This window comes from Streptomyces sp. NBC_00086, from assembly GCF_026343255.1.
In the GTDB taxonomy this organism is placed as follows: Bacteria; Actinomycetota; Actinomycetes; order Streptomycetales; family Streptomycetaceae; genus Streptomyces.
The window spans coordinates 2,087,401-2,110,895 of sequence record NZ_JAPELZ010000001.1 but is presented as its reverse complement, the minus strand read 5'-3'; the positions used below and the strand labels follow the sequence as shown (position 1 = coordinate 2,110,895).

17 protein-coding genes are annotated in these 23,495 nt (G+C 73.0%); 7 read left to right on the top strand and 10 right to left on the bottom strand.

The annotated features are described in order from the left end of the window. Nucleotides 1-146: 146 nt before the first annotated feature. The 4 genes from OG276_RS09220 to OG276_RS09205 all read right to left on the bottom strand — a co-directional run bounded on the left by OG276_RS09220 (nucleotide 147) and on the right by OG276_RS09205 (nucleotide 3,543). Nucleotides 147-1,022: an amino acid ABC transporter permease gene (locus OG276_RS09220; RefSeq protein WP_266903980.1), complete on the bottom strand. Its 876-nt coding sequence runs from the start codon at nucleotides 1,020-1,022 to the stop codon at nucleotides 147-149. Beyond that, entirely contained in the window at nucleotides 1,019-1,690 is a 672-nt protein-coding gene (locus OG276_RS09215; protein WP_266903979.1) for an amino acid ABC transporter permease, read from the bottom strand. Before OG276_RS09215 ends, OG276_RS09220 begins: the two co-directional genes overlap by 4 nt. 116 nt (nucleotides 1,691-1,806) lie before the next feature. Further along, complete coding sequence (locus OG276_RS09210; protein ID WP_266903978.1) at nucleotides 1,807-2,661, bottom strand: glutamate ABC transporter substrate-binding protein; 855 nt, start codon at nucleotides 2,659-2,661, stop codon at nucleotides 1,807-1,809. Nucleotides 2,662-2,757: 96 nt separating this feature from the next. Beyond that, nucleotides 2,758-3,543, bottom strand: coding sequence for an amino acid ABC transporter ATP-binding protein (locus tag OG276_RS09205; RefSeq protein WP_266903977.1), 786 nt, complete (start codon nucleotides 3,541-3,543; stop codon nucleotides 2,758-2,760). Nucleotides 3,544-3,856: 313 nt separating this feature from the next. On the opposite strand from OG276_RS09205, the gene OG276_RS09200 reads away from it, so the two are divergent. Continuing rightward, a complete protein-coding gene (locus OG276_RS09200) occupies nucleotides 3,857-4,618 on the top strand; it encodes a response regulator transcription factor (protein ID WP_266903976.1) in 762 nt (253 codons plus the stop codon). Between the two features lie 12 nt (nucleotides 4,619-4,630). Further along, entirely contained in the window at nucleotides 4,631-6,073 is a 1,443-nt protein-coding gene (locus OG276_RS09195; protein WP_266903975.1) for a HAMP domain-containing sensor histidine kinase, read from the top strand. Here OG276_RS09195 and OG276_RS09190 read toward each other — a convergent pair. The 3 genes from OG276_RS09190 to OG276_RS09180 all read right to left on the bottom strand — a co-directional run bounded on the left by OG276_RS09190 (nucleotide 6,070) and on the right by OG276_RS09180 (nucleotide 12,666). Next, the gene (locus tag OG276_RS09190) at nucleotides 6,070-9,108 is read right to left on the bottom strand and encodes a glycoside hydrolase family 38 C-terminal domain-containing protein (RefSeq protein ID WP_266903974.1); all 3,039 of its coding nucleotides are present in this window, start codon (nucleotides 9,106-9,108) and stop codon (nucleotides 6,070-6,072) included. The genes OG276_RS09195 and OG276_RS09190 overlap by 4 nt on opposite strands. Then, on the bottom strand, nucleotides 9,108-11,198 hold the full coding sequence (locus OG276_RS09185; RefSeq protein ID WP_266912643.1) for an endo-beta-N-acetylglucosaminidase: 2,091 nt from the start codon (nucleotides 11,196-11,198) through the stop codon (nucleotides 9,108-9,110). The genes OG276_RS09190 and OG276_RS09185 overlap by 1 nt, the downstream gene beginning before the upstream one ends. A 115-nt stretch (nucleotides 11,199-11,313) precedes the next feature. Beyond that, nucleotides 11,314-12,666, bottom strand: coding sequence for a glycosyl hydrolase (locus OG276_RS09180; protein WP_266903973.1), 1,353 nt, complete (start codon nucleotides 12,664-12,666; stop codon nucleotides 11,314-11,316). A 248-nt stretch (nucleotides 12,667-12,914) separates the two neighbouring features. On the opposite strand from OG276_RS09180, the gene OG276_RS09175 reads away from it, so the two are divergent. The 3 genes from OG276_RS09175 to OG276_RS09165 all read left to right on the top strand — a co-directional run bounded on the left by OG276_RS09175 (nucleotide 12,915) and on the right by OG276_RS09165 (nucleotide 19,377). Beyond that, nucleotides 12,915-17,273, top strand: coding sequence for an NEW3 domain-containing protein (locus OG276_RS09175; protein ID WP_266903972.1), 4,359 nt, complete (start codon nucleotides 12,915-12,917; stop codon nucleotides 17,271-17,273). Between the two features lie 8 nt (nucleotides 17,274-17,281). Beyond that, the gene (locus OG276_RS09170) at nucleotides 17,282-18,355 is read left to right on the top strand and encodes a LacI family DNA-binding transcriptional regulator (protein WP_266903971.1); all 1,074 of its coding nucleotides are present in this window, start codon (nucleotides 17,282-17,284) and stop codon (nucleotides 18,353-18,355) included. Between the two features lie 104 nt (nucleotides 18,356-18,459). Continuing rightward, nucleotides 18,460-19,377 carry an ROK family protein gene (locus OG276_RS09165; protein ID WP_266912641.1) on the top strand — a complete coding sequence of 306 codons (918 nt, stop codon included), beginning with the start codon at nucleotides 18,460-18,462 and terminating at the stop codon, nucleotides 19,375-19,377. An 18-nt stretch (nucleotides 19,378-19,395) separates the two neighbouring features. Here the strand turns inward: OG276_RS09165 and OG276_RS09160 are convergent, their stop codons facing one another. After that, nucleotides 19,396-20,391 (bottom strand): TAXI family TRAP transporter solute-binding subunit, encoded by a 996-nt coding sequence (locus OG276_RS09160; RefSeq protein ID WP_266903970.1) that lies wholly within the window; start codon nucleotides 20,389-20,391, stop codon nucleotides 19,396-19,398. 112 nt (nucleotides 20,392-20,503) lie between these two features. Here OG276_RS09160 and miaB point away from each other — a divergent pair, with 112 nt between their 5' ends. Next, nucleotides 20,504-22,015, top strand: coding sequence for a tRNA (N6-isopentenyl adenosine(37)-C2)-methylthiotransferase MiaB (gene miaB / locus OG276_RS09155; RefSeq protein ID WP_266903969.1), 1,512 nt, complete (start codon nucleotides 20,504-20,506; stop codon nucleotides 22,013-22,015). A 62-nt stretch (nucleotides 22,016-22,077) separates the two neighbouring features. Continuing rightward, on the top strand, nucleotides 22,078-22,785 hold the full coding sequence (locus OG276_RS09150; protein WP_266903968.1) for a class III extradiol dioxygenase subunit B-like domain-containing protein: 708 nt from the start codon (nucleotides 22,078-22,080) through the stop codon (nucleotides 22,783-22,785). A 76-nt stretch (nucleotides 22,786-22,861) separates the two neighbouring features. Here OG276_RS09150 and OG276_RS09145 read toward each other — a convergent pair whose 3' ends face one another. Together OG276_RS09145 and OG276_RS09140 are read right to left on the bottom strand one after the other, a co-directional pair. Next, nucleotides 22,862-23,107 carry an antitoxin gene (locus tag OG276_RS09145; RefSeq protein WP_266881466.1) on the bottom strand — a complete coding sequence of 82 codons (246 nt, stop codon included), beginning with the start codon at nucleotides 23,105-23,107 and terminating at the stop codon, nucleotides 22,862-22,864. Nucleotides 23,108-23,129: 22 nt separating this feature from the next. Further along, nucleotides 23,130-23,345, bottom strand: coding sequence for a gliding motility protein (locus OG276_RS09140; RefSeq protein ID WP_266903967.1), 216 nt, complete (start codon nucleotides 23,343-23,345; stop codon nucleotides 23,130-23,132). Nucleotides 23,346-23,495: the final 150 nt, after the last annotated feature.

The following is a 23,495-nucleotide window of genomic DNA, read 5'->3' as shown; positions in this document are numbered from 1 at the left end:
AAGTGACGCCGGTCCGGACAAGGCCGTGTGGTGCGGCGGATGAGTTCCGCCGCACCACACGTGTCCCGCCAGTGTACTGACCGGCTGTCAGGCCGGGTGCCGGACGTGCGTCCGAGCAGATGTCCGATGCCTTACCGGACGGACGGTCACATGGCGCCGCTGTTGTTGCCCGCGTCGAGGGTGACCGGGACGATCGCGTCCGTGGTCCGAGTCGACTTCCGCAGCCGGCCCTCCAGCCAGGAGGCGAAGGTGGTGAGGGCGAAGTTGATCGCGATGTAGATCGCCGCGATCACGATGAGGGTCGGGATGACGTTGCTGTAGTTGGCGGCGATCTGCCGGTTCATCGACAGCAGTTCGCCGAGGCCGAGCAGCGCGCCGCCGAGCGCGGTGTCCTTGAGGATCACGACGAGCTGGCTGACCAGGGCCGGCAGCATCGCGGTGACCGCCTGCGGGAGCAGGACGTAGCTCATGACCTGGCCCTTGCGCATGCCGATCGCCTTTGCGGCGTCGGTCTGGCCGTTCGGGAGCGACTGCACGCCGGCCCGGACGATCTCGCCGATGACGGCGGAGTTGTACAGCACCAGGCCGGTGACCACGGCGTACAGCGGTCGGATGCCGGACTCGACGTTGGTGAACTGCACGTAGAGGGCGTAGCCGAAGATCATCAGCATCAGGACCGGGACGGCCCGGAAGAACTCGACCCAGGTGCCCACGACGGCGCGTACCCACGCGTGGTCGGAGAGCCGGCCGATGCCGAGCAGGGCGCCCAGCGGCAGGGCGATCACCATGGAGATGGCGCCGGCCATCAGCGTCTCGCCGATACCGGGCAGGAGGAACGTGGTCCAGATGTCGGCTTCGGTGACGAAGGGACTCCACTTGTCGGCGTCGAGCTGCCCGTTGTCCGACAGGGCGGACAGCACCCACCATGCGACGGCCGCGGCCACGACGAGGAAGATGCCGCTGTAGATCCAGTTGCGCGCCTTGGCCTTGGGGCCCGGGGTGTCGTACAGCACGGAGGTCATCGCTTCACCGCCACTCGCTTGGCCACCCAGCCCAGCAGCAGGCCGATGGGCAGGGTCAGGATGACGAATCCGAGGGCGAAGACCCCGAAGACCTCAAAGGGTGCTGCTTCGTTCTCGTTCATTTCCTTCATCAGCAGGGCCGCTTCGGCCACACCGATGACAGCCGCCACCGTGGTGTTCTTGGTGAGGGCGATCAGGACGCTGGCGAGCGGTGCGACGACCGCCCGGAACGCCTGGGGGAGCACGATCAGGGTGAGGACCTGGAAGAAGCTCAGGCCCAGTGCGCGGGCCGCCTCGGCCTGTCCGACCGGGACCGTGTTGATGCCCGAGCGGATCGCCTCGCAGACGAAGGTGCCGGTATAGGCGATGAACCCGAGTACCGCGAGCCGGAAGCCGATCTCCTTGAAGGTGCCGCCGCCGAGGGTGACGCCGAGGGTCTGGTTGAGGCCCAGCGAACAGCCGATGATCAGCAGGGTCAGCGGGGTGTTGCGCACGAGGTTCACGTACGCGGTGGCGAAGCCCCGCATCAGCGGGACCGGGCTGACCCGCATCCCGACCAGTACGGTGCCCCAGATCAGGGACCCGACGGCCGAGTAGAGGGTGAGCTGAACCGTCACCCAGAAGGCTCCGAGCACGTCGTACTGCCCGGAATCAAGAAAATCGAACACGATGGCCTGCGCTCTCCCCAGGATGGCCAGGTTGGCCGGTGGGACACGGCGCCGCCCGCGGCAGGCGGGCGGCGACGCTCCTCACCGATGGATCGGCCGGCGGACCGGCCGCCGGGTCAGCTGCCTTCGGTGACCGCGGGCGCCGGCTCGTTCTTGTAGCCGGACGGGCCGAAGTTCTTCTTGATGGCGGCTTCCCAGGCGCCGTCCGCTTCCATCTTCTTGATGGCGGCGTTGACCTTGGTCTGAAGCTCCTTGTCGCCCTTCTTCAGGCCGATGCCGTAGTTCTCGTTGCTCAGGCTCAGCCCGACCAGCTTGAACTTGCCCTTGTTCTTGTCCTGCGCCGCGTAGCCGGCCAGGATCGAGTTGTCCGTGGTCAGGGCGTCGACCTTCTTGTTCTCCAGGCCGGTCAGGCACTCGGAGTAGCCGCCCAGCTCCAGGAGGTCGGCCTCGGGGGCCAGCTTGGTCTTGACGTTCTGCGCCGACGTGGAGCCGGTGACCGAGCAGAGCTTCTTCTTGTTGAGGTCCTCGGCCTTGGTGATCGAGGTGTCGTCGGCGCGGACCAGCAGGTCCTGGTGCGCGAGGAAGTACGGGCCGGCGAAGTCGACCTTCGCCTTGCGCTTGTCGTTGATCGAGTAGCTCGCCACGACCAGCTTCACGTCACCGTTGGAGATCAGGTTCTCGCGCTCGGCGCTGACGGCCTGCTTGAACTCGATCTGGTCCGGCGCGTAGCCGAGCTCCTTGGCCACGTACGTCGCCACGTCCACGTCGAAGCCCGTGAACTTGCCGTCGGGGGTCTTGAGGCCCACACCCGGCTGGTCGAACTTGATGCCGATGACGATCTTGTCCTTCTTGGCCCCGCCCGACGCGCCGGCGTCGGAGGCGCCCTTGTCGCTGTCGCCGCCACAGGCGGTCGCGGTCAGGGCGAGAGCTACGGCGATGGCGGCGGCCGCGCCGACCTTGGAGAGCTTCATGGTGGACTTCCCTCGAAGTGAGACGTGAGACAGCAGTGAAGTGAGACGTGCGTGCTGGACGACGATCCGTCACCGGATCACTACCAGATGCGAAGGTCAGTGGTGCAGGATCTTCGAGAGGAAGTCCTTGGCGCGGTCGCTCCGCGGGTTGCTGAAGAACTGTTCGGGCGTGGCCTCTTCGACGATCTTCCCGTCGGCCATGAAGACCACCCGGTTGGCGGCGGAGCGGGCGAAGCCCATCTCGTGCGTGACGACGACCATGGTCATCCCCTCCCGGGCGAGCTGCTGCATGACCTCCAGCACCTCGTTGATCATCTCCGGGTCGAGGGCCGAGGTCGGCTCGTCGAAGAGCATCACCTTCGGGTCCATCGCCAGGGCGCGGGCGATCGCCACACGCTGCTGCTGGCCGCCCGAGAGCTGCGCCGGGTACTTGTCGGCCTGCGAGCCGACACCCACCCGGTCGAGGAGGGACTTCGCCTTCTCCAGCGCCGCCGCCTGGTCCGCCTTGCGGACCTTGAGCTGGCCCAGCATCACGTTCTGCAGCACCGTCTTGTGCGCGAAGAGGTTGAACGACTGGAAGACCATGCCCACATCGGCGCGCAGCTTGGCCAGTGCCTTGCCCTCCGACGGCAGTTGCTTGCCGTCGAGGGTGATGCTGCCCGAATCGATGGTCTCCAGGCGGTTGATGGTCCGGCACAGCGTGGACTTGCCCGACCCCGAAGGGCCGATCACCACGACGACCTCACCGCGGGCAATGCTCAGATCGATGTCCTGAAGCACGTGCAGCGCGCCGAAGTGCTTGTTGACGTTGCTCAGCACGACCAGGTCGTCCGCGGCACCGGCCGCGTCCCGCACGTCCTTGGTCACTGATACTCCGCTCATCGGCTTGTGGCTCCGTCCTCCTCGGTTGGGAGGACAGTAGTGACGTGGCGCGCACAGCGTCATCACATCTGAGGGAGAATTGAGCATAACGATCCGGCCTCGCGCCGATACGCTCCGTGCCCGAGGGCGTCCGGCAGCGGCCGTGGAGTACCGGGTGAGTAACGGAACCTCCGCCGGACCGGAACCGTCTTGACGTGGGAGTGCGTATCGGCGTGGATGCTTGATGGCCCATGATGTCCGCCAGGCGAACACGAAGAGATCGCCGGGAGATCGCTAAGAGATCGAGAGATCAAGAGATGGAGAGGGGGACGACATGAGACTGCTGCTCGTCGAGGACGACGACCACGTCGCCGCCGCCCTGTCCGCGATCCTCGCCCGGCACGGCTTCAAGGTCACCCATGCCCGCAGCGGTGAGGAGGCCCTGCAGGCGCTGCTGTCGGCGGGAGCGCCGCCCCAGGCCTCTCCGTACGGGGTGATCCTGCTCGACCTCGGCCTGCCCGACCAGGACGGCTACGAGGTGTGCGGCAAGATCCGCAAGCGCACCAGTACGCCCGTCATCATGGTCACCGCGCGGGCCGACGTGCGCTCCCGCATCCACGGACTCAACATGGGCGCCGACGACTACGTCACCAAGCCCTACGACACCGGCGAACTCCTCGCCCGCATCCACGCGGTGGCCCGCCGTACCGGCGCCCCCGAGGAGAGCACCGCCACCGGCCCCGCGGGCACGCCCGGCGTGGTCCGGCTCGGGACCGTCGGCATCGAGCTGGCCACCCGCCGGGTCAGCGTGGACGGCGTCGACGTAGCGCTCACCCGCAAGGAGTTCGACCTGCTGGCCCTGCTCGCGCAGCGCCCCGGCGTCGTCTTCCGCCGCGAGCAGATCATCAGCGAGGTCTGGCGCACCAGTTGGGAAGGCACCGGCCGGACCCTGGAGGTGCACGTGGCCTCGCTGCGGTCCAAGCTGCGCATGCCGGCGCTCATCGAGACCGTCCGCGGCGTGGGGTACCGGCTCGTCGTACCGCCCGCCCCGGCCGCGCCCGCCGCGCCCGCCGCCTCCGCTCCGCCCGCCGTCTAGCGGCCACCCGTCGTGCGCGCCCGTCTGCTCCCGCTGCTCGTCGTCCTGATGGCGGGCGTCCTGATCGCCTTCGGCTTCCCGCTCGCGGTGGCCCTCGCGGCCGGGCAGCAGCAGAGTGTGGTCGTCGACCGGATCGACGACAGCGCCCGCTTCGCCTCGCTCGCCCAGTTCGTCATCGACGCCGAGAGCTCGAAGTCCAGCGGAGCCGACGAGCGCATCGAAACCCTCCAGCACGAACTGGCCCGCTACCAGGAGCTGTACGGGATCCGCGTCGGCGTGTTCCGCCGGAACGACGCCGCCATCGCCCGGTCTCCCGGCTGGTGGGTGGTTCCGGATCAGGGGGAGGACCGCCGGGCCTTCGAAGAGGCGCTCGCCGGGCGGCGCAGCCACGATCCCGGCCAGGTGTGGCCCTGGCAGATCCACGGCAGGATCCTCGTGGCCTCCCCCGTCGTCCTCGACGGGGACGTGGTCGCCGTGGTCGCCACCGAGTCGCCCACCGACGAGATGCGCGGCCGGATCCTGCGGGGCTGGCTGCTCATCGCCGCCGGGCTCGGCGCGGCCATGCTCGTGGCCTTCGGCGCCGCCCTGCGGCTGACCAGCTGGGTGCTCAAGCCCGTGCAGACCCTGGACGCGGCCGCCCACGGCATCGCCACCGGGCAGATGAACTCCCGCGTCGCCGCGGGCAGCGGCCCCCCGGAGCTCAGGCGCCTGGCCCGCTCGTTCAACGAGATGGCCGACAACGTCGAAGAGGTGCTGGAACAGCAGCGGGCCTTCGTCGCCGACGCCTCCCACCAGCTGCGCAACCCGCTCGCCGCACTCCTGCTGCGGATCGAGCTGCTCGCCCTCGAACTGCCCGAGGGCAACGAGGAGATCGCCTCCGTACGGACCGAGGGAAAGCGCCTGACCCAGGTCCTGGACGACCTGCTCGACCTGGCACTGGCCGAGCACGCCGCCGCCGAGATCAGTCTGATAGACATCGCGGGGCTGGCCGCCGAGCGGGTGACCGCCTGGCGCCCGTTCGCCGAGGAGAAGGGCGTCCGGCTCACCGGGACGGGGCGGACCGCCGCCACCGGCTGGGCCGACCCGATCGCGCTCTCCAGCGCGCTCGACGCCGTCATCGACAACGCCCTCAAGTTCACTCCTGAGGGTGAGGCCGTCGAAGTGGCGCTCTCCGTGGAGGGCGACCGGGTGCTGATCGTGGTCGCCGACCGCGGCCCCGGCCTCACCGAGGAGGAGATGCTCCGGATCGGGGACCGGTTCTGGCGCAGCGGACGCCACCAGAACATCAAGGGCTCCGGCCTCGGCCTGTCCATCTCCCGCATCCTGCTCGCCGCGGGCGGCGGGTCCCTCTCCTACGAGCAGAACCCGCCGCACGGGCTGCGCGTGACGGTGGCCGTCCCGCGCACCGATCCCGCCGCTCTGCCCGATTGCAGCGCCAGGGCGGACACGCCCTAGGGCCGAGTGAACCGCAGGGTCACCAGCTCGAACGGACCGAGGCGTACGTCGGCCGCCGCGCCGGAGGCCGCCACCAGCGCGGGGGCTTCGGCCAGCGGCCGCTCCAACAGGTCCGTGGCGCGGACCCCGGCGTGTTCGAAGTCCGCGGTCAGCCGGGCCGCGGCCCGGCCGCCCGTGGTCTCGTACAGCCGGACCACCAGGTCCCCGCTGCCGTCGTCGGCGAGCTTCACCGCGGAGACGGCCACCTTCTCGTTGTCGACGCGGACCAGCGGGGCCGTCTCCCGGGTGCCGGTCAGCCGGCGCTCGGGCAGGTTGATCGCGAAGCCCTCGCGGACCGCGTCCGCGATCGAGGCGCCCGGCACCAGCGCGTAGCCGAACCGGTGCAGGCCCTGGTCGGTCTCCGGGTCCGGGAAGCGCGGGGCCCGCAGCAGCGACAGCCGGACCGTGGTCGTCGTACCGCCGTCGGCCCTGACGTCCCGGGTGACGTCGTGCCCGTACATCGAGTCGTTGACCAGGGCGGCGCCCCAGCCGGGCTCCGCGACGTGCAGGAACCGGTGGTGGCAGGCCTCGAACTTGGCCGCCTCCCAGCTGGTGTTGGTGTGGGTGGGTCGGTAGAGGTGCCCGAACTGGGTCTCGGAGGCGTACCGGTCGGCGTGCACGTCCAGCGGGAAGGCCGCCTTCAGGAACTTCTCCGTCTCGTGCCAGTCCACCTCGGTGTCGATGTCGAGCCGGCCCAGCCCCGCCCGCAGGGTCAGGCGCTGCACCACCCGGGAGGAGCCGAAGGAGCGCGTCACCGTCACCGTCGCCGCGCCCGCCTCCTCTTCGAGCGTGACGGCGTCGGCCTCCGTGAGGTCGGTGACCGTGTTCCGGTAGAAGGAGTCCACGTCCCAGGCGTCCCACATGTTCGGGAAGTCGGGGTGGATCTGGAGCAGGTTCGCCGCGTGGCCCGGGGCCACCGACTCGCGTCCGGCGACCAGGTCGTGGGCGCGGACCACCAGGCCCCGCGCGTCGATCTCCACCCGCAGCCGGGAGTTTTCGAGGGTGAAGCCGCCCCCGGCGCGCGGACCGGCCGAGACCTGCCCCACCGGGACGCCGAGCGGGGCGCTGCCCCCGGCCGGTACCCCGGCGCGGGCGTGCGGGGAGGCGTTGAAGACCAGCTCGCGGCCGCCCTCCGGGGCGCCCGCCAGGGCCCGCTGGGCCGCGGCGACGATCCCGGTCAGCTCCTCGGCGACCGCCGCGTACGTGGCCTCCGCCTCCCGGTGCACCCAGGCGATCGAGGACCCGGGCAGGATGTCGTGGAACTGGTGGAGCAGCACCGTCTTCCAGATCCGGTCCAGCTCCTGGTACGGGTACGGGAACCCGGCGCGGACCGCCGCCGTCGCCGCCCACAGCTCCGCCTCGCGCAGCAGGGACTCGCTGCGCCGGTTGCCCTGCTTGGTCTTGGCCTGGCTGGTCAGCGTGGCCCGGTGCAGCTCCAGGTAGAGCTCGCCGACCCAGACGGGCGGGTCCGGGTACTCGGCCTGCGCCTTGTCGAAGAAGGCGGCCGGGGACTCCCACACCACCTGCGCGGAGCCCTCCAGGTCCCGCAGCCGGCGGGCCTTCGCGATCATCTCGCGGGTGGTGCCGCCGCCGCCGTCGCCCCAGCCCGTCGGCGCGAGCGAATGCCGGGCCGCGCCCTTGTCCTTGAAGTTGCGGGCCGCGTGCGCGATCTCCCGGCCGTCCACCGAGCAGTTGTAGGTGTCGACCGGCGGGAAGTGCGTGAAGATCCGGGTCCCGTCGATGCCCTCCCACTGGAAGGTGTGGTGGGGGAACTTGTTCACCTGCGACCAGGAGATCTTCTGCGTCAGCAGCCGCTTGGACCCGGCCGCCTTGATGATCTGCGGCAGCCCGGCCGCGAAGCCGAAGGTGTCGGGCAGCCAGGCCTCGTCGTTCTCGATCCCGAACTCTTCGATGAAGAACCGCTTCCCGTGCGTGAACTGCCGGGCCATCGCCTCCGATCCCGGCATGTTGGTGTCCGACTCCACCCACATGCCGCCCGCCGGCACGAACCGGCCCTCCGCGACCGCCTTCTTGACCTTCGCGTACACCTCCGGCCGGTGCTCCTTGATCCAGGCGTACTGCTGGGCCTGGGACATGGCGAAGACGAACTCGGGCTCGCCCTCCAGCAGCGAGGTCATGTTCGAGGTCGTACGGGCCACCTTGCGCACCGTCTCGCGCAGCGGCCACAGCCACGCCGAGTCGATGTGCGCGTGCCCGACCGCGCTGATCCGGTGCGCGGAGGCGTCCGCCGGGGCGGAGAGCACCCCGGTGAGCTCGGCGCGGGCCGCGGCGGCCGTCTCGTTCACCGCCTGGAGGTCCAGTGCGTCCAGGCAGCGTTCGACCGCGCGCAGCAGCTCCCAGCGCCGGGCCCCGTCCACCGGCAGCTCGGCCATCAGCTCGCCGAGCACCTCCAGGTCGATGACCAGCTCCCACACCGTCCGGTCGAAGACGGCCAGTTCGACCCGGGTCAGGCGGTATTGCGGCTCGTCCCCGGCCGTGTGCCGGTCGCCCAGGCCCGTCGGCCTGAACGGCTCCACGTCCAGGATCACCGGGTTCGAGGCGGCCTCCAGGTGCCACTCGACCGGCTCGCCGCCCGCCACCGGCCCCTCGGCGACCCGGACCCACTGGTTGCGCGGGTTGATCGCCTTCAGCGGGGAGCCCTCCGGGGTGTAGACCAGCGCCTCGCACTGGAAGCCCGGCATCCGCTCGTCGAAGCCGAGGTCGATGACGGCCTCCACCTCCCGGCCGGCCCAGTCGGCGGGCACCGTCCCGGTCACCTTGAACCAGGTGGTGTCCCAGGGCGCGCCCCACGTGTCACCGACGGCGGCGGGGCCGTGCGGGGCCGCCAGTCCCTCGGCCACCGGGACCGGCTCGCGGCCCGGGGCGGTCCACGCCTCGATGGTCAGAGGCTCGGACAGCGGGTACACGGCCGGGCGGATCCGCTCGTCGAGGACCCGCTTCAGGCGTCCCTCCAGCACTGCGCGGTCGTCATGCATCAGAGGGCTCCGGTCCAGGTGAGGGTGGTACGGGCGGGGGCGGAGACGGCGTACAGCTCGTCCACGGCCCGGATGTCGAAGACGGCCGCCTGCTCCCGGCCGGCCCGCTCGACGGCCGGGAGGAACAGGGCGGTGCCACAGGTGCCGCCGAGGAAGCGGCGGGTGCCGTCCGGGAGGAGACGGGACACCTCGTAGTGCCGGACGGGCCCGGCGGCCCGCCGCCAGGTCAGCCGCAGGGCGGCCTGGCCGGACTGCTGGGCCGAGGCGGACACGGCCGGTGTGCCCGGAGTCGCCGGGCGGGGCCGCGCGGCGGCCTCGCGTACCGTCAGCGCGCCGAGTCGCCAGCGCACCGGCTCCTTCCCGCGTCGGGTGATCCGTACGGCCAGCGCGTGGGCGGTGGTGCCCGCCAGCTCCGACAGCCGGACCCTGGTCGTGCGCCACCCCTGGCCGGTCCCGAGGGTCTGCGCCTTCAGCCAGGTGTACGGGACCTCCTGCCCCGGGCCGGACGGCTCGCGCGTGGCCACGCCCAGCTCGACGGTCACCGGACCCGACTCGGTGGAGTGCACCAGCTCGGCCACGCAGGACCGGGTCAGCGGCAGCCGGGTGGCGTGCAGTCCCACGGTCGCCGGGGCGGTCAGCCCGCCGGCGACGAGCAGGCTGGAGCCGCCGCGCCAGGCGCGGGCGAAGTCGAGGGTGACCTCGGGGCGGGTCCCGGTGGTGTGCACGGCCCAGCGGCGGCCCGGGAGCCGGTCCTGGAGGCCGAGGTGGTTCCATCCGGTGTCGGAGACGGGCTCGCCGTCCTCGTACCAGCGCTCCCCGTGACCGGTGTTGAAGGAGCAGCCGAAGGGCAGCGCGGTCACGGTGGACCGGTCGGCGACGACGGTGGCGGGGGCGCGCCAGATGTCCTCGGCGGAGGGGTGGGCGGGGTCCAGGGAGGCGCCCGTCCAGAACCGGTCGTCGGCGCGGTGGAAGGCGCCGGGGGAGCGGTCGGTGAGGTGGTTGCGGGTCCACTCGGGGCGGTAGAAGCCGTACGAGACGATGTGGTCCTGGCCGCGCGGGACGATCGCGTCCCAGTCCACCCCGGAGTTCCAGCCGTGGGACTCCGTGTCCACGGCCGCCCACAGCTCGTGGCGGCTGCGGCCGAGCCGGTCGGCGAGGTCGCCGGAGGCGGCGAGTTTCTCCGGGGTCCAGCGGAAGTCCACGAACACCGTGTCCGCGACCTTGCCGCGGCGGTCCTCGTAGAACTCCTGGTTGAGCTCGTTGAGCGCGCCCTGCCAGCCGACCCTGCCGGTGGAGTTCATCGCGTCGTACCAGGTGATGCCGAGGCCGTGCGGTTCACCGGCGGCGCGCAGGGCGCGCAGGAACTGCCGCATCCGGGCGGCGAGTTCGCTGTCGCCGCCCTCGGTCTCGGCGTTGACGAACCAGCCGTCGAACCCGTACGCCCGCGCCACCTCCACCAGCTTCTCGGCGACCGGGAACCGGCCGAGGGAGTCCCGCTGGACCAGGTCGCGGGTCCACTGGAGGTCGCCGCCGTAGGGCACGGGCGGCAGGAACACGTTGCCCATCACCCGCACGCCGTTGCGGTGCGCGGCGTCGGTGACGGGCGCGTTCGGGGCGAGCACGATGCCCTCGCCGGAGGAGCCGCCCCAGAAGACGAGCTCGTCGATGTACGCCCAGTGGCCGAGGGCGTAGTAGTCGGCGGTCGCGGAACCCTGGGCCGGATTGCCGGCCGTGTTCCCGAAGGAGACGAGCGAGGCGATACGGGCCTGGCCGGCCCGGGCCGTGCCGTTCGGCGGCACCGGGGTGAAGCGGGGCGCCAGCGGCACGGTCGCGGTGTTGTGGGCCAGATCGGGGTCGGACTCGGGGGTCCACCGCATGAGGGAGCGCCAGGTGATCCCGGGCCCCGGGGTCCCGGCGGGCAGCGAGTCCGGGAACCAGTACGAGGCGTACGGGGACAGGTCCGCGGGCGGTCCGGCCGACGCGGGGGAGTCGGCGGGGGAGGCGGGGGCGGCGGCCGGGGCGGCCACCGCGGGGGAGGCGGTCGCGCCGAGCAGGGTGGCCGCGCCCGCCCCGGCTCCGGCGAGCAGCATGCCGCGCCGGGTCGGGCGCGGGGAGGCGGGGCGGGGGGAGCCGCGGTGGTGCGTGGTTCGAGGATCGACGCCGTTGTCGGTCTCGGACATGAGGGATCTCCTCGGTAGGGGCCGGTCAGGCCCGGGCGGGGACGTCGGACACGTGCAGTACCTCGGTGATGCCGCGCGCGGCCAGGTGCTCCGCGTCCCCGGCCAGCTCCGCCAGGACCACGGCCGGCCGGACCCCCTGGGCGGTGAGCGCCGCCCAGGCCTCGAAGAAGGCCCCGCCGGGGGCGCACGCCGAGCGGTTCGGCGCGGACTCGGCGCCGCCGACGTCCACGGCGAGCGCGGTCCTGCGCACGGCCGGGCGGTGCTCGCGGCCCCGCCACTCCTCGGTGATCCTGGCGATCACCTCTCCGGCGGGTTTGGTCCGGCGGTCGTTGGTGAGCAGGCCGAGCCCGTACTCCAGCTCGGGGAAGTCCGCGAGCTCCCGGGACACGTCGTGCGAGCACCACCAGGTCACGCCCCACAGGCCGGGGCAGTCCAGGGCGTTCGTCACGGTCGCCTCGGTGAAGGAGGCGGCGTGCTCGGGCTGGATCAGCGGCGCGGGCGCGCCCACCTCCTGGAGCCAGACCGGCCGGTGCGGATCGCGGGCCCAGGCCTTGGAGAGCTCGATCAGGTAGGCGGCGTGGTGCTCGGTCGCCGTACCGGTGCGGCCGTGCCGCTGGGCGGTGCCGTTGAACACCCAGGAGTGCACGGCGGTCGCGGCGCCCAGACGGGCCGCCTGGGCCACGGTGAAGGGGTGGCCGTCCTGGTACCAGGCGGCGTCGTACTCGGCGTGCAGGTGCATGCGGCCCGGCGCGCCCGCCTCGCAGGCGGCGAGCATCCGCTCCAGCCAGCGCCCCGCCTGCTCCTGGGTGATCCGGTCGGGGGAGGGGTGCGGATCGTCGGAGAACTGGTTGATCTCGTTGCCGACCGTCATGCCCAGGAAGTTCGGCCGGTCGGCGAGGGCGGCGGCCAGCGTGCGCAGGTACTCCTCCTGCCCGGCGACCACCTGCGGATCGCTGAAGATGTTGCGCCGGTGCCAGGTGCCGGTCCACGCGGGCAGGAAGTCGAAGCTCGACAGGTGCCCCTGCAGCCCGTCCACGTTGACGTCGAGCCCGCGGTCGGCGGCCGCGTCGGCGAGCGCGACGAGCTGCTCGACGGCGCGCGGCCGGATGAGCGTCCGGTTCGGCTGGAAGACCGGCCACAGCGGGAAGACCCGCACGTGGTCCAGGCCGAGGCCGGCGATCGAGTCGAGGTCGGCCTTGACCTCGTCGAGGTCGAAGTCGAGCCAGTGGTGGAACCAGCCGCGCGTCGGCGTGTAGTTGGCGCCGAAACGCAGGGCGCGGGCGGCGGGTGCGGGGGCCGGACGGGCGGATGCGGGGGCCGGAGCCGGGGCGGGTCCGGGGGCCGGAGCGGATGCGGGGGCGGCGTTGCCGTCGTGCATGAAGGGTCCTGGAGTTCAGGGGGAATTCGCGGGATGCCCACAACCTGCCGCCTGCGCGGGGGATAAGTCAACAGCATCCTTATCTCCGAACGTCCCGACTTGGCGGGATGAAAGTCCTGATCTCGCGGACGCTGGTACTTATGCGCTTCAGTCCCGTTGACAGTAGGGTTCAAGCCGCCGGAAGCTAAGGATACTAATGCGGTTTAGTTGTTGATGAGCGGTGTTGTCACACAAGGAAGTGTGCGGAAATGGACAGCGGAATTACCGTCACCTCGGTCACCACCCCGGCCCTCTTCGCCGGCCCGCCGGAAACCCCCGCGCAGATCGTCCGGGTGCGCATCCGCAGGGCCCGCCCGGCCGGCCCGCTGCACGTGGCGGTGCACGGCGAGGGCATCGCCACCCCGCACCCCCGCATCGTGCGGGCCGACACCGCCGAGGCCTGCGCCGGTACGGACGCCCGCGCCGATCTGGCCGGGTCCGGCCCCCGGCCCGTCCCGGAGTCCACCGTCGAGGTCGCCGTCCGCACCCGCGGCGCCGCACCCGGGACCGTCCTGCCCGCCACCGTCCGCGTCACCACCCCCGACGGGCGCCCGCTCGCGGAGCTGCCCTTCGAGCTCGTCGTCGCCGAGCCCGGCTGGACCGTCCGCCTGGTCCCGCACTTCCACTACGACCCCATGTGGTGGAACACCCAGGCCGCCTACACCGCCCTGTGGGACACCCCGCCGAAGCCCGGCGAGGCCGAGCGCGGCTGGGAGTACACCGGCGTCCCGGCCTTCACCCTGATCCCGCTCCACCTCCAGCAGGCGCGCGAGGACCCGGCGTACCGCTTCGTGCTCTCCGAGGTCGACTACCTCAAGCCCTACTGGGACACCCACCCCGCCGAACGCGCCGAACTGCGCGCGCTCATCGCGGAAGGCCGCGTGGAGATCGTCGGCGGCACCTACAACGAGCCCTCCACCAACCTCACCTCCGCCGAAACCACCATCCGCTCCGCCGTCCACGGCCTCGCCCTGCACCGCGGCACCCTCGGCGCCGACCCGCGCACCGCCTGGCAGCTCGACGTCTTCGGCCACGACCCCTCCTTCCCCGCGCTGATGGCCGGCGCCGGACTCGACTCCGCCGTCCTCGCCCGTGGGCCCCACCACCAGTGGGGCCCGATGATGGACACCTGGGGCGACGAGCTGCGCGCCCCCGCCGCCATGCAGCTGCCCGCCGAGTACGAGTGGATCGCCCCCGGCGGAGAGGGCCTCCTCCTGCACTACCTGCCCGCGCACTACTCCGCGGGCTGGTTCTCCCACCAGGCACCGGACGCCGAGGCCGCCGCCGAACAGCTGCTGGACCTGTACGAGCTGCTGCGCACCGCCGCCGCGACGAAGAACGTCCTGATCCCGATGGGCACCGACTTCTCCTGGCCGCACCGCTGGGGCCTGGACGTACAGCACGCCTGGAACCGCCGCTACTGCTGGCCGCGCATGGAACACACCGGCCCGCGCGCCCACTTCGACGCGGTCCGGGCCGAGCTCGCGGCGCGCGGCGAGCAACCGCTGCCGGTCACCCGGGAGATGGGCCCGGTCTACACCGGCAAGGACGTCACCTACGCCGACGTGAAACAGGCGCACCGGGACGCCGAGAACCTCCTCGAACAGGCCGAGACCTTCGCCGCCCTCGCCTGCGCCGAAGGCCTGACCTCCTACCCCGAGCAGACCCTGTCCAAGGCCTGGCGCCACCTGCTGCACGCCGCCCATCACGACGCCGTCACCGGGACCTTCTCCGATCAGGTGTACCTCGACCTGCTCCCCACCTGGCGCGAGGCCCGCGAACTGGCCGCCGGCGTACGGGAGGAGGCGCTCGCCGCGCTCACCGCCGCGGCCGACACCCGGGGCCCGGGGCAGCTCGCCGTCACCGTGCACAATCCGGTCTCGTGGACGCGCACCGACCTGGTCCGCACCCGGGTCGACCTGGCGGCGCTCGGCCTCGCCGACGACCGCGACGCCGGCCTGATCGCCGTGCTGGACGAGGCGGGCCGGGCAGCGTCCGTGCACGTCGAGGCCGTCGCCGGCGGGACCGCCGAGGTGGCCTTCCTCGCCGAGGACGTGCCCTCGCTCGGCCACCGCACCTGGTGGCTCGCGGCGTCGGAGCAGCCGCGTTCGGGCGGGTGGGAGCCCGCGCCCGGGCACGCCGTGGAGAACGAGTTCCTGCGCGCCGAGGCCGATCCCGCGCGCGGCGGGGGCCTGGCCCGGCTGCTGGACCGGCGCACCGGGCAGGAGCTCCTCACCCCCGGCGAGGTGGACGAGCTGGTCGTACAGGAGGAGTACGACAAGCACCCCTACTTCGAAGAGGGGCCCTGGCACCTGCTGCCCAAGGGGCCGGGCACCGGTTCGGGCGCCGCGCCCGCCGAGTCCTGCCGCTCGGAGCGCGGGCCGCTCGGTTCGCGCATCGTGGCCACCGGGCGGACCGGGCCCGTCCGCTGGACCCGGACCACCACCCTGTGGGACGGCCTGGACCGGGTGGAACTCACCACGACGGTGCACGACTTCGAAGGCTCCGACCAGGTGCTGCGGCTGCGGATCCCGGCCGACGTGCCCGGGGCGCTGCCCGTCGCCGAGACGGCCGCCTCCGCGGTGGGGCGCGGGTTCGCCTTCCCCGAGGCGGACACCGGGGCCGACCACACCCGGGCCCCCTGGACCCTCGACAGCCCCTGCCTGAACTGGTTCGCGCTGTCGGCGCCGATGACCGGGCCCGGCGGCCGGGCCCTGGGCGCGGCGGAGATCGTCCTCCCGGACGCGGGCGCCCCGGAGGGCCTGCGCGAGCTGGTCACCGCCCTGGGCCGCCGCGGGGTCACCGCGACCCCGGCCCGGGCGGCCGGGCCGCGCTGGGGCGACCTGGCGGTGGACAGCAGCCTGCCCGACTTCCGCATCGCACTCGGCGGCCCCGAGCAGAACACCTTCACGGCGGCGCTGCTGGAGTCGGCCGGTCCCGCCGACGAGAAGGCCCTGCGAGCAGCCCTACGGGAACACGGGCAGGTCTGGGTGGCGGCCCGGGCGGGGCTCCGCTCGCTCTGGACCCCCGGCTGCGACCTGACGGGCCCGCGCGACCTGCCGGTCCTGGTCCACGCCGGGCCGCCGGCGCAGCTCGCGCGGGCGGTGGCAGCGTCGGGCCGGATCGACGCCGTGGCTCCGGCGGGCGGAGCGGGCGAGGCGACCGCAGCGGGCGTGCACGGGACGGCGTACCCGCACGCGGAGCCGTACCCGCACGCGGAGCCGTACCCGCACGAGGAGCCGTGCCCGCACGAGGAGCCGTACGCCGACCGCACCGTCGGGATCCTGGTGCGCGGCACGCCCAGCTTCGCCGTCGACACCACCGGGCGGCTGCACAGCACCCTGATGCGGTCCTGCACCGGCCGCCCGAGCGGGGAGTGGATGGACCCGCCGCGGCGCACCGCGCCCGACGGCAGCTCCTTCCAGCTCCAGCACTGGACCCACGTCTTCGAGCACACGCTGGTCGCGGGCTCCGGGGACTGGCGGGCGGTGGACCTGGTGCGCCGCGGAAGGGAGTTCAACAAGCCGCTCACCGCCGTCACGGCGGCCCCCGGAGCGGGCCCCCGGCCGCCGGCGCGCTCGCTGCTCGGCGTGGAGCCGGCCGACCGGGTGCTGATCGAGACGGTGAAGCGGGCCGAGGGCTCCGCCGACCGGAGCGACCTCGCCGTCCGGCTGCGCGAGACGCACGGCCGCCCGGCGATGGCCGAGACCCTGTGGCCGACGGATCCGGCCGCCGAGGCCGATCTGCTGGACCGGCCCACCGGCTTCTTCGAGGGGCAGGTCCAGGGCGCCGCGACGACCACGCTCCTGCTGCTCACGGAATCCGGCATGCCGCTGCGCCAGGGCGAACGGGAGCCGCACCAGCCGGTGTTCAGCCGCTACTGGCTGCACAACACCGGGACGGCTCCGCTCGGCGACGCCCCGTACACCGTGACGTGTGACGGGATCCCCGCCGAGGCCACGGTCACCCTCGCCGCCCACGGACGGGCGGCCTGCGGCCCGGTCGGGCTGGAGGTCCGGGCGCCGGAGGGCTGGACCACCTCCTGGACCCGGCGGCAGCACGAGCTCCCGCCCGGCGGACACGTCTCCTTCCCGCTCGCCGTGGCGCCCGCCACCGACGCGGAACCCGGCGAACACCTGGTCCGGATCCTCGCCACCACCCCGGCGGGCACCTTCGAGGACGTACTCACCGTCACCGTCCCCGGCGGCCCGGCCGGGGCTCCGGCCGGGCTGTGGGTGGCCGCGCCGGAGCCCGTGGGCAGCGGCACCGACACCGTCACCGTCGCCCCCGGCGGGCGGGCCCCCGTACGGGCACGGATCGGTTCCACGGGCATCCGCAGCGCCCTGACGGGGCAGGCGTACGCCGTCTCCCCGTTCGGGACCTGGGAGCTGACGGGCCCCGCCGTCCTGCCCGTCGAGGTCCCGGCGGACGGCGAGACGGAGGCCGTGTTCGAGGTGCGGCCCCCGCTGGGCACCCCCGCCGGGGAGTACTGGGTCGTGGTCAAGGCGGTCTGCCAGGGCAGGATCGCGTACGGTCCGGCCATTGCCGTCCACGTCAGCGAGGGATGAGACAGGCCATGGCCCGCAGACCCACCATCAAGGACATCGCCCGCCAGGCCGGGGTGTCGGAGAGCGCCGTCTCCTTCGCGCTCAACGACCGGCCCGGGGTCTCCCAGGACACCCGCGCCCGCATCCGGCAGGTCGCCGAGGAGCTCGGCTGGCAGCCCAACAGCGCCGCCCGCGCCCTGTCCGGCGAACAGTCCGGCGCGGTCGGCCTGGTGCTCGCCCGGCCCGCGCACACCCTCGGCGTCGAGTCCTTCTTCCTCCAACTGGTCTCCGGCATCCAGGAGGTCCTGGCCGCCGGCCGGATCGCCCTGCTCTTCCAGGTGGTCGAGGACCTCGACGCCGAATGCGCCGTCTACCGCCGCTGGTGGGCCGAGCGGCGCGTCGACGGGGTCGTCGTCGTGGACCCGAGGACCGACGACCCGCGCCCGGCCCTGCTCGAACAGCTCGCCCTGCCGGCCGTCACGGTGGGGGAGACGGGACCGGCCACCGCTTCTCCCGACTCCGCTTCCCCCGCCTCGGCTGCCCCCACCGCCCTGTCCGTCGTCCGGGCCGACGACGGCGGCGCCATGGCGGAGGTGCTCGACCACCTGTACGGGCTCGGCCACCGCCGCATCGCGCACGTCGCGGGAATGCCCGGACTCGCCCACACCGAGCGCCGGATCGCCTCGCTGCGCGCCGAGGCCGAGCGGCTGGGCCTGGCCCCCGGACAGGTGCGCTCGGTCACCACCGACTACTCCGACGCCGAGGGGGCGCAGGCCACCCGGCGGATCCTCGCCGAGGACGCGCCGCCGACCGCGATCGTCTACGACAACGACGTGATGGCGGTGGCCGGCGTGGCCGTGGCCGCCGAGCTGGGCATCCCGGTCCCCGGCAGCCTCTCGGTCGTCGCCTGGGACGACTCCGCGCTCTGCCGGGTCACCCGTCCCCGGCTCACCGCCCTGGTCCGCGATACCGCCGGCTTCGGCCGCCTCGCCGCCGAAGAGCTCCTCGCCCTCCTCGCGGGGGGCCCGCCGAGGTCCCGCGAGAGCGAGCGGCCCAGGCTGGAGCCCCGCGAGAGTACGGCTCCGCCGCCGGCCGCATACTGAAACCGACCCCTTCCTGGAGCGCCACCGTGACCACTCCCACCCCCACCTCCGCATTCCCCGCCCCCCGCGCCGGTGCGCCGGGCGACTCCGGCCCGACGGTCGCGATCGACATCGGCGGTACGAAGATCGCCGGAGCGCTGGTGGACTCCGAGGGCGCCATGACGGCCACCACCCGCCGGCCCACCCCGCGCGGCGCCGACGGGGACACGGTCTTCGCCGCCGTCGCGGAGGTCGTCGCGGAGCTGGCGAAGTCCCCGCTGTGGGGCTCGGCCGTCCGGTGCGGGATCGGCAGCGCGGGGCCGGTGGACACCGCGCGCGGCACGGTCAGCCCGGTCAACATCGGCGCCTGGCGGGGCTTCCCCGTGCAGGCCCGGGTGGACGCCGAGCTCGCGCGGCACGGGCTGCGGATCCCGACGGTGCTGGCCGGCGACGGGGTGGCGATGACCGCCGCCGAGCACTGGCTCGGCGCCGCTCGCGGGCACGCCAACGCCCTCTGCATGGTGGTCTCCACCGGCGTCGGCGGCGGACTCGTCCTGAACAACCAGCTGCACCCCGGCCCCACCGGGAACGCGGGACACATCGGCCACATCAGCGTCGCCTTCGACGGGGAGCCCTGCGCCTGCGGCGGCCGCGGCTGCGTGGAGTCCCTCGCCTCCGGGACCGCCATCGCGGCCTGGGCCCTGGCCCAGGGGTGGGTCCCGGCCGGGGACGCCACCGCGGCCGGGGTGGCCGCCGCAGCTGCCGCGGGCGATCCCGTCGCCCTGGCCGCCTTCGACCGCGCGGGCCGGGCGCTGGCCGCGGCCATCGCCGCCACCGCCACCCTCGTCGAGACCGACATCGCCGTCATCGGAGGCGGGGTCGCAGCATCCGGCGACACCCTCTTCGGGCCGGTCCGGGCGCACCTGGCCTCGTACGCGACCCTGTCCTTCGTCAAGGACCTCCAGGTCGTCCCGGCGACGCTGGGCACCCACGCGGGCCTGATCGGGGCCGCGGCGGCGGCGACGATGCTGCTGCCGTCGTGAGGCCGTGGAGCCGGTGGGTCAGGGCTTGACGGAGCGGTAGTAGCGGGCCGCGCCCTCGTGCAGTTGCAGGGGATCGGTGTAGATCGCCGTCCGCAGGTCCACGAGCTGGGCGGCGTGCACCGCGCGCCCGATCTTGTCCCGGCTGTCGATCACCGTGCGGGTGAACTGCTCCGTGAGCTCGGCCCCCGCGTCCTCCCGGGTCACCAGCAGGTTCGGCACCGCCACGGTGGACACCGAAGAGGTGTTGCGGGCCCGGGCGTAGGCGTCCTGGGGCATCACCGCCGCCCGGTAGTACCGCGCGGGGCTGCCGCTGGCCTGGAGCGCCTCCACCAGGTCGCCGAGCTGCACGAGCCGGATCTCGAACCGCTCCGAGAGCTCCATCACGGCAGCGGTCGGCAGCCCGCCCGACCAGAAGAAGGCGTCGATCCGGCCGGCCTCCAGCTCCGCGGGCACCTTGTCGATGCCGATGGCCACCGGGGTGACGTCGCGCACCGGGTCCAGTCCCGCCGCCGTGAGCATCCGCTCCGAGATGAGCCGTACCCCCGAGCCCTCCTGGCCGACGGCGACCCGCTTGCCCCGCAGGTCCCGGGTGGTCTGGACGGGCGAACCGGCGGGCACCACGAGCTGGACGTAGTCGTCGTAGAGGCGGGCCAGGGCGCGCAGCCGCTCCGCGCCGGGCTTCCGGTCGACCTGGTACTTGGCCACCGCGTCGGCCGTGGCCACCGTGAAGTCGGCCTCGCCCGCGGCCACCCGCTGCAGGTTCTGCTGCGAGCCCTCGCTGGTCTTCAGCCGGACCCGCAACTCGGGCACGTCCTCGGCGAGAGCCTTCTCCAGCAGCAGGCCGTAGCGGTGGTAGACCCCGTTCTGGACGCCCGTGCTGAGGGTGATCCCGCCCGTGACCTCCGGCCGGCCGAAGGGCCGCAGCCACCAGACGAGGGCGCAGAGCACGGCCAGTACGGCCACCAGGGCCCGCAGGGCACGGCGCCTGCTGATCCGGGGCGGTACGAGAGGCATGGCCGCGATCCTGCCACCGACCCGCCGTCCTGTCACGGCCCGACGGGCCCGCCCGGCCCGCTCCGGCCCACGCCCGGCCCGGGCCGCCACGCCCGACCCGTACCCTTGCTGGGTGAGCACCGAGAGCGGCGAGGCGACTGTTGTGAAAACGTACGAGGTCCGGACGTACGGCTGTCAGATGAACGTGCACGACTCCGAGCGGCTGTCCGGCCTGCTGGAGGACGCCGGGTACGTCCGCGCGCCCCAGGGCTCCGACGGCGACGCCGACGTCGTCGTGTTCAACACCTGCGCCGTCCGCGAGAACGCCGACAACAAGCTCTACGGCAACCTCGGCCGGCTCGCGCCGATGAAGACCAAGCGCCCCGGCATGCAGATCGCCGTCGGCGGCTGCCTCGCGCAGAAGGACCGCGACACGATCGTGGCCCGCGCCCCCTGGGTCGACGTGGTCTTCGGCACGCACAACATCGGCAAGCTGCCCGTCCTGCTGGAGCGCGCGCGCATCCAGGAAGAGGCGCAGATCGAGATCGCCGAGTCGCTGGAGGCCTTCCCCTCCACGCTCCCGACCCGGCGCGAGTCCGCGTACGCCGCCTGGGTGTCGATCTCGGTGGGCTGCAACAACACCTGCACCTTCTGCATCGTCCCGGCGCTGCGCGGCAAGGAGGAGGACCGCCGTCCCGGCGACATCCTCGCCGAGGTCGAGGCACTCGTCGCCGAGGGCGTCTCCGAGATCACCCTCCTCGGCCAGAACGTCAACGCCTACGGCTCCGACCTCGGCGACCGCGAGGCCTTCTCCAAGCTGCTGCGCGCCTGCGGCGCCATCGAGGGCCTGGAGCGGGTCCGCTTCACCTCCCCGCACCCGCGCGACTTCACCGACGACGTGATCGCGGCGATGGCCGAGACCCCCAACGTCATGCCGCAGCTGCACATGCCCATGCAGTCCGGATCGGACACGATCCTGAAGGCGATGCGCCGCTCGTACCGCCAGGAGCGCTTCCTCGGCATCATCGAGAAGGTCCGCGCCTCCATCCCGCACGCCGCGATCTCCACCGACATCATCGTGGGCTTCCCCGGCGAGACGGAGGAGGACTTCCAGCAGACCATGCACGCGGTGCGCGAGGCGCGCTTCGCGAACGCCTTCACCTTCCAGTACTCCAAGCGCCCCGGGACCCCGGCCGCCGACATGGAGGGGCAGATCCCCAAGGAGGTCGTCCAGGAGCGGTACATGCGCCTGGTCGCCCTCCAGGAGGAGATCTCCTGGGACGAGAACAAGAAGCAGGTCGGCCGGACCCTGGAGGTCATGGTCGCGGAGGGCGAAGGCCGCAAGGACGGGGCCACGCACCGGCTGTCCGGGCGGGCCCCCGACAACCGCCTGGTGCACTTCACCAAGCCGGAGGAAGAGGTCCGTCCCGGTGACGTGGTGACCGTGGAGATCACCTACGCGGCTCCGCACCACCTCCTCGCGGAGGGCCCGACGGGGGCGGTACGCCGGACCCGTGCGGGCGACGCGTGGGAGAAGCGCAACGCGGCTCCGGCGCAGCCGAAGGGCGTCCTCCTCGGCATCCCGACCCTGGGCGTCCCGGCTCCGCTCCCGGTGATGACGTCGGGCTGCGCCGCCCCCTCCTAACGCGCCGGCGCCGATCGGCGCGAGGCACGCGCAAAAAAGCATCGGCGGCTACGCTGCGGATCATGCTCGTAGCCGCCGCCGTCTGCCCCGCCCCGCCGATGCTCCTGCCGGAGCTCGCCACGGGAGCCGCCGCCGAACTCGGCGACGCCCGCACCGCGTGTTCCGACGCGCTGTCCGTGCTCGCCGCCTCCCGGCCCGATCTGCTCGTCGTGGTCGGAGCCTGCGACCCGGACCACCACGGTGCGTACCCCCCGGGCGCCCGCGGCACCTTCCGCGGATTCGGCGCCGGAGCCGACGTACGGCTGGGCGAGGGCGAAGAGGGCCCGCGCCTGCTGCCCACCCCGCTCGCCGTCGGGGCCTGGCTGCTCGGCCGGGCCGACTGGGGCGCCGCGTCCCCGGAGGGGTTCGGGGTCGCCGGACAGCTGGACACCGAGGGGTGCCTGGAGGCCGGCCGGGAGCTCGCCGCACGCGAGGACCGGGTCGCCCTGCTCGTCATGGGTGACGGCAGCGCCTGCCGCTCCCTCAAGGCCCCCGGATACCTCGACGAACGCGCCGCCGCCTTCGACGCCGAGGCCGCCCGCGCCCTCGGCGCCGCCGACCTGCCCGCGCTCACCGCCCTCGACCCGGGACTCGCCGCCGAGCTCCAGGCCGCCGGCCGGGCCCCCTGGCAGGTCCTCGCGGGCGCCGCCGAGGGCGCCGGGCTCGAAGGGCGGCTGCTCTACGAGGACGCCCCGTACGGGGTCGGGTACTTCGTCGCGGCCTGGTCGTAGCAGGGCGCCGCGGAGGAACGCAGAAGGGGCGCGGCACCGAGTGGTGCCGCGCCCCTTCCGCACTTCCGGGACCGCGTCAGGAAGCGGCCGGCGGCGTCGGCCCGCCGGGTGCGTCCTTGTGCGCGATCTTGCCCAGGGCGTCCTTCGCCTTGTCCGCGCCGCTAGAGATCTGGCCGCTGTACTTGCCCTTGGTCTTGGAGTCGACGGCCTTGGCCACCTTCTCCAGATTCTGGGTGATCTTGCCCTCGTGCTGAGCAGCGAGGTCGCCGACCTTGTCCTTGGCGGGCGCGAGCTTGGCCTTCAGATTGTCCAGCAGGCCCATGGGTCACCTTCCAATAGCGAGGCTACGTACGGGCACCCTCTGCGGCCTCGCTGTCCGCGCTGACCTCAGCCGACTGCTGCTTCGGGATCTCGACGGCTTCCACCGCGCTCTCCTCCGCCACAGCCTGCTCGGTCCCGGCCTCGTCGGCCGTCGCGGACTCCGCCGTCAGATCCGCGGAAACGGCCTCTTCGGTCGTCGCCTGGGTCTTACGGCCGAGAAGCCGGTCCAAAATGCCCATGTCTACTCCTATAACGTTACTCGTGTGAGTGAAGTTCCGCCGTGGGCGGGCCGCCGTACGGCGGGCGCACGCCCGGCCGGAACCCCGCCAAGGCAACGACCCCGGCCCGGCCCCGTCACGTAGCTCGATCGGGTACATGGCGATGCCTTG

Excerpts from the sequence above, each read along its gene's own strand:
- OG276_RS09210 (WP_266903978.1), bottom strand. The coding sequence starts at position 2,661 with ATGAAGCTCTCCAAGGTCGGCGCGGCCGCCGCCATCGCCGTAGCTCTC.
- OG276_RS09220 (WP_266903980.1), bottom strand. The coding sequence starts at position 1,022 with ATGACCTCCGTGCTGTACGACACCCCGGGCCCCAAGGCCAAGGCGCGC.
- OG276_RS09140 (WP_266903967.1), bottom strand. The coding sequence starts at position 23,345 with ATGGGCATTTTGGACCGGCTTCTCGGCCGTAAGACCCAGGCGACGACC.
- OG276_RS09190 (WP_266903974.1), bottom strand. The coding sequence starts at position 9,108 with ATGCATGACGACCGCGCAGTGCTGGAGGGACGCCTGAAGCGGGTCCTC.
- OG276_RS09170 (WP_266903971.1), top strand. The coding sequence starts at position 17,282 with ATGGCCCGCAGACCCACCATCAAGGACATCGCCCGCCAGGCCGGGGTG.
- OG276_RS09185 (WP_266912643.1), bottom strand. The coding sequence starts at position 11,198 with ATGCTGCTCGCCGGAGCCGGGGCGGGCGCGGCCACCCTGCTCGGCGCG.
- OG276_RS09205 (WP_266903977.1), bottom strand. The coding sequence starts at position 3,543 with ATGAGCGGAGTATCAGTGACCAAGGACGTGCGGGACGCGGCCGGTGCC.
- OG276_RS09160 (WP_266903970.1), bottom strand. The coding sequence starts at position 20,391 with ATGCCTCTCGTACCGCCCCGGATCAGCAGGCGCCGTGCCCTGCGGGCC.
- OG276_RS09180 (WP_266903973.1), bottom strand. The coding sequence starts at position 12,666 with ATGCACGACGGCAACGCCGCCCCCGCATCCGCTCCGGCCCCCGGACCC.
- OG276_RS09175 (WP_266903972.1), top strand. The coding sequence starts at position 12,915 with ATGGACAGCGGAATTACCGTCACCTCGGTCACCACCCCGGCCCTCTTC.
- OG276_RS09200 (WP_266903976.1), top strand. The coding sequence starts at position 3,857 with ATGAGACTGCTGCTCGTCGAGGACGACGACCACGTCGCCGCCGCCCTG.
- OG276_RS09145 (WP_266881466.1), bottom strand. The coding sequence starts at position 23,107 with ATGGGCCTGCTGGACAATCTGAAGGCCAAGCTCGCGCCCGCCAAGGAC.
- OG276_RS09150 (WP_266903968.1), top strand. The coding sequence starts at position 22,078 with ATGCTCGTAGCCGCCGCCGTCTGCCCCGCCCCGCCGATGCTCCTGCCG.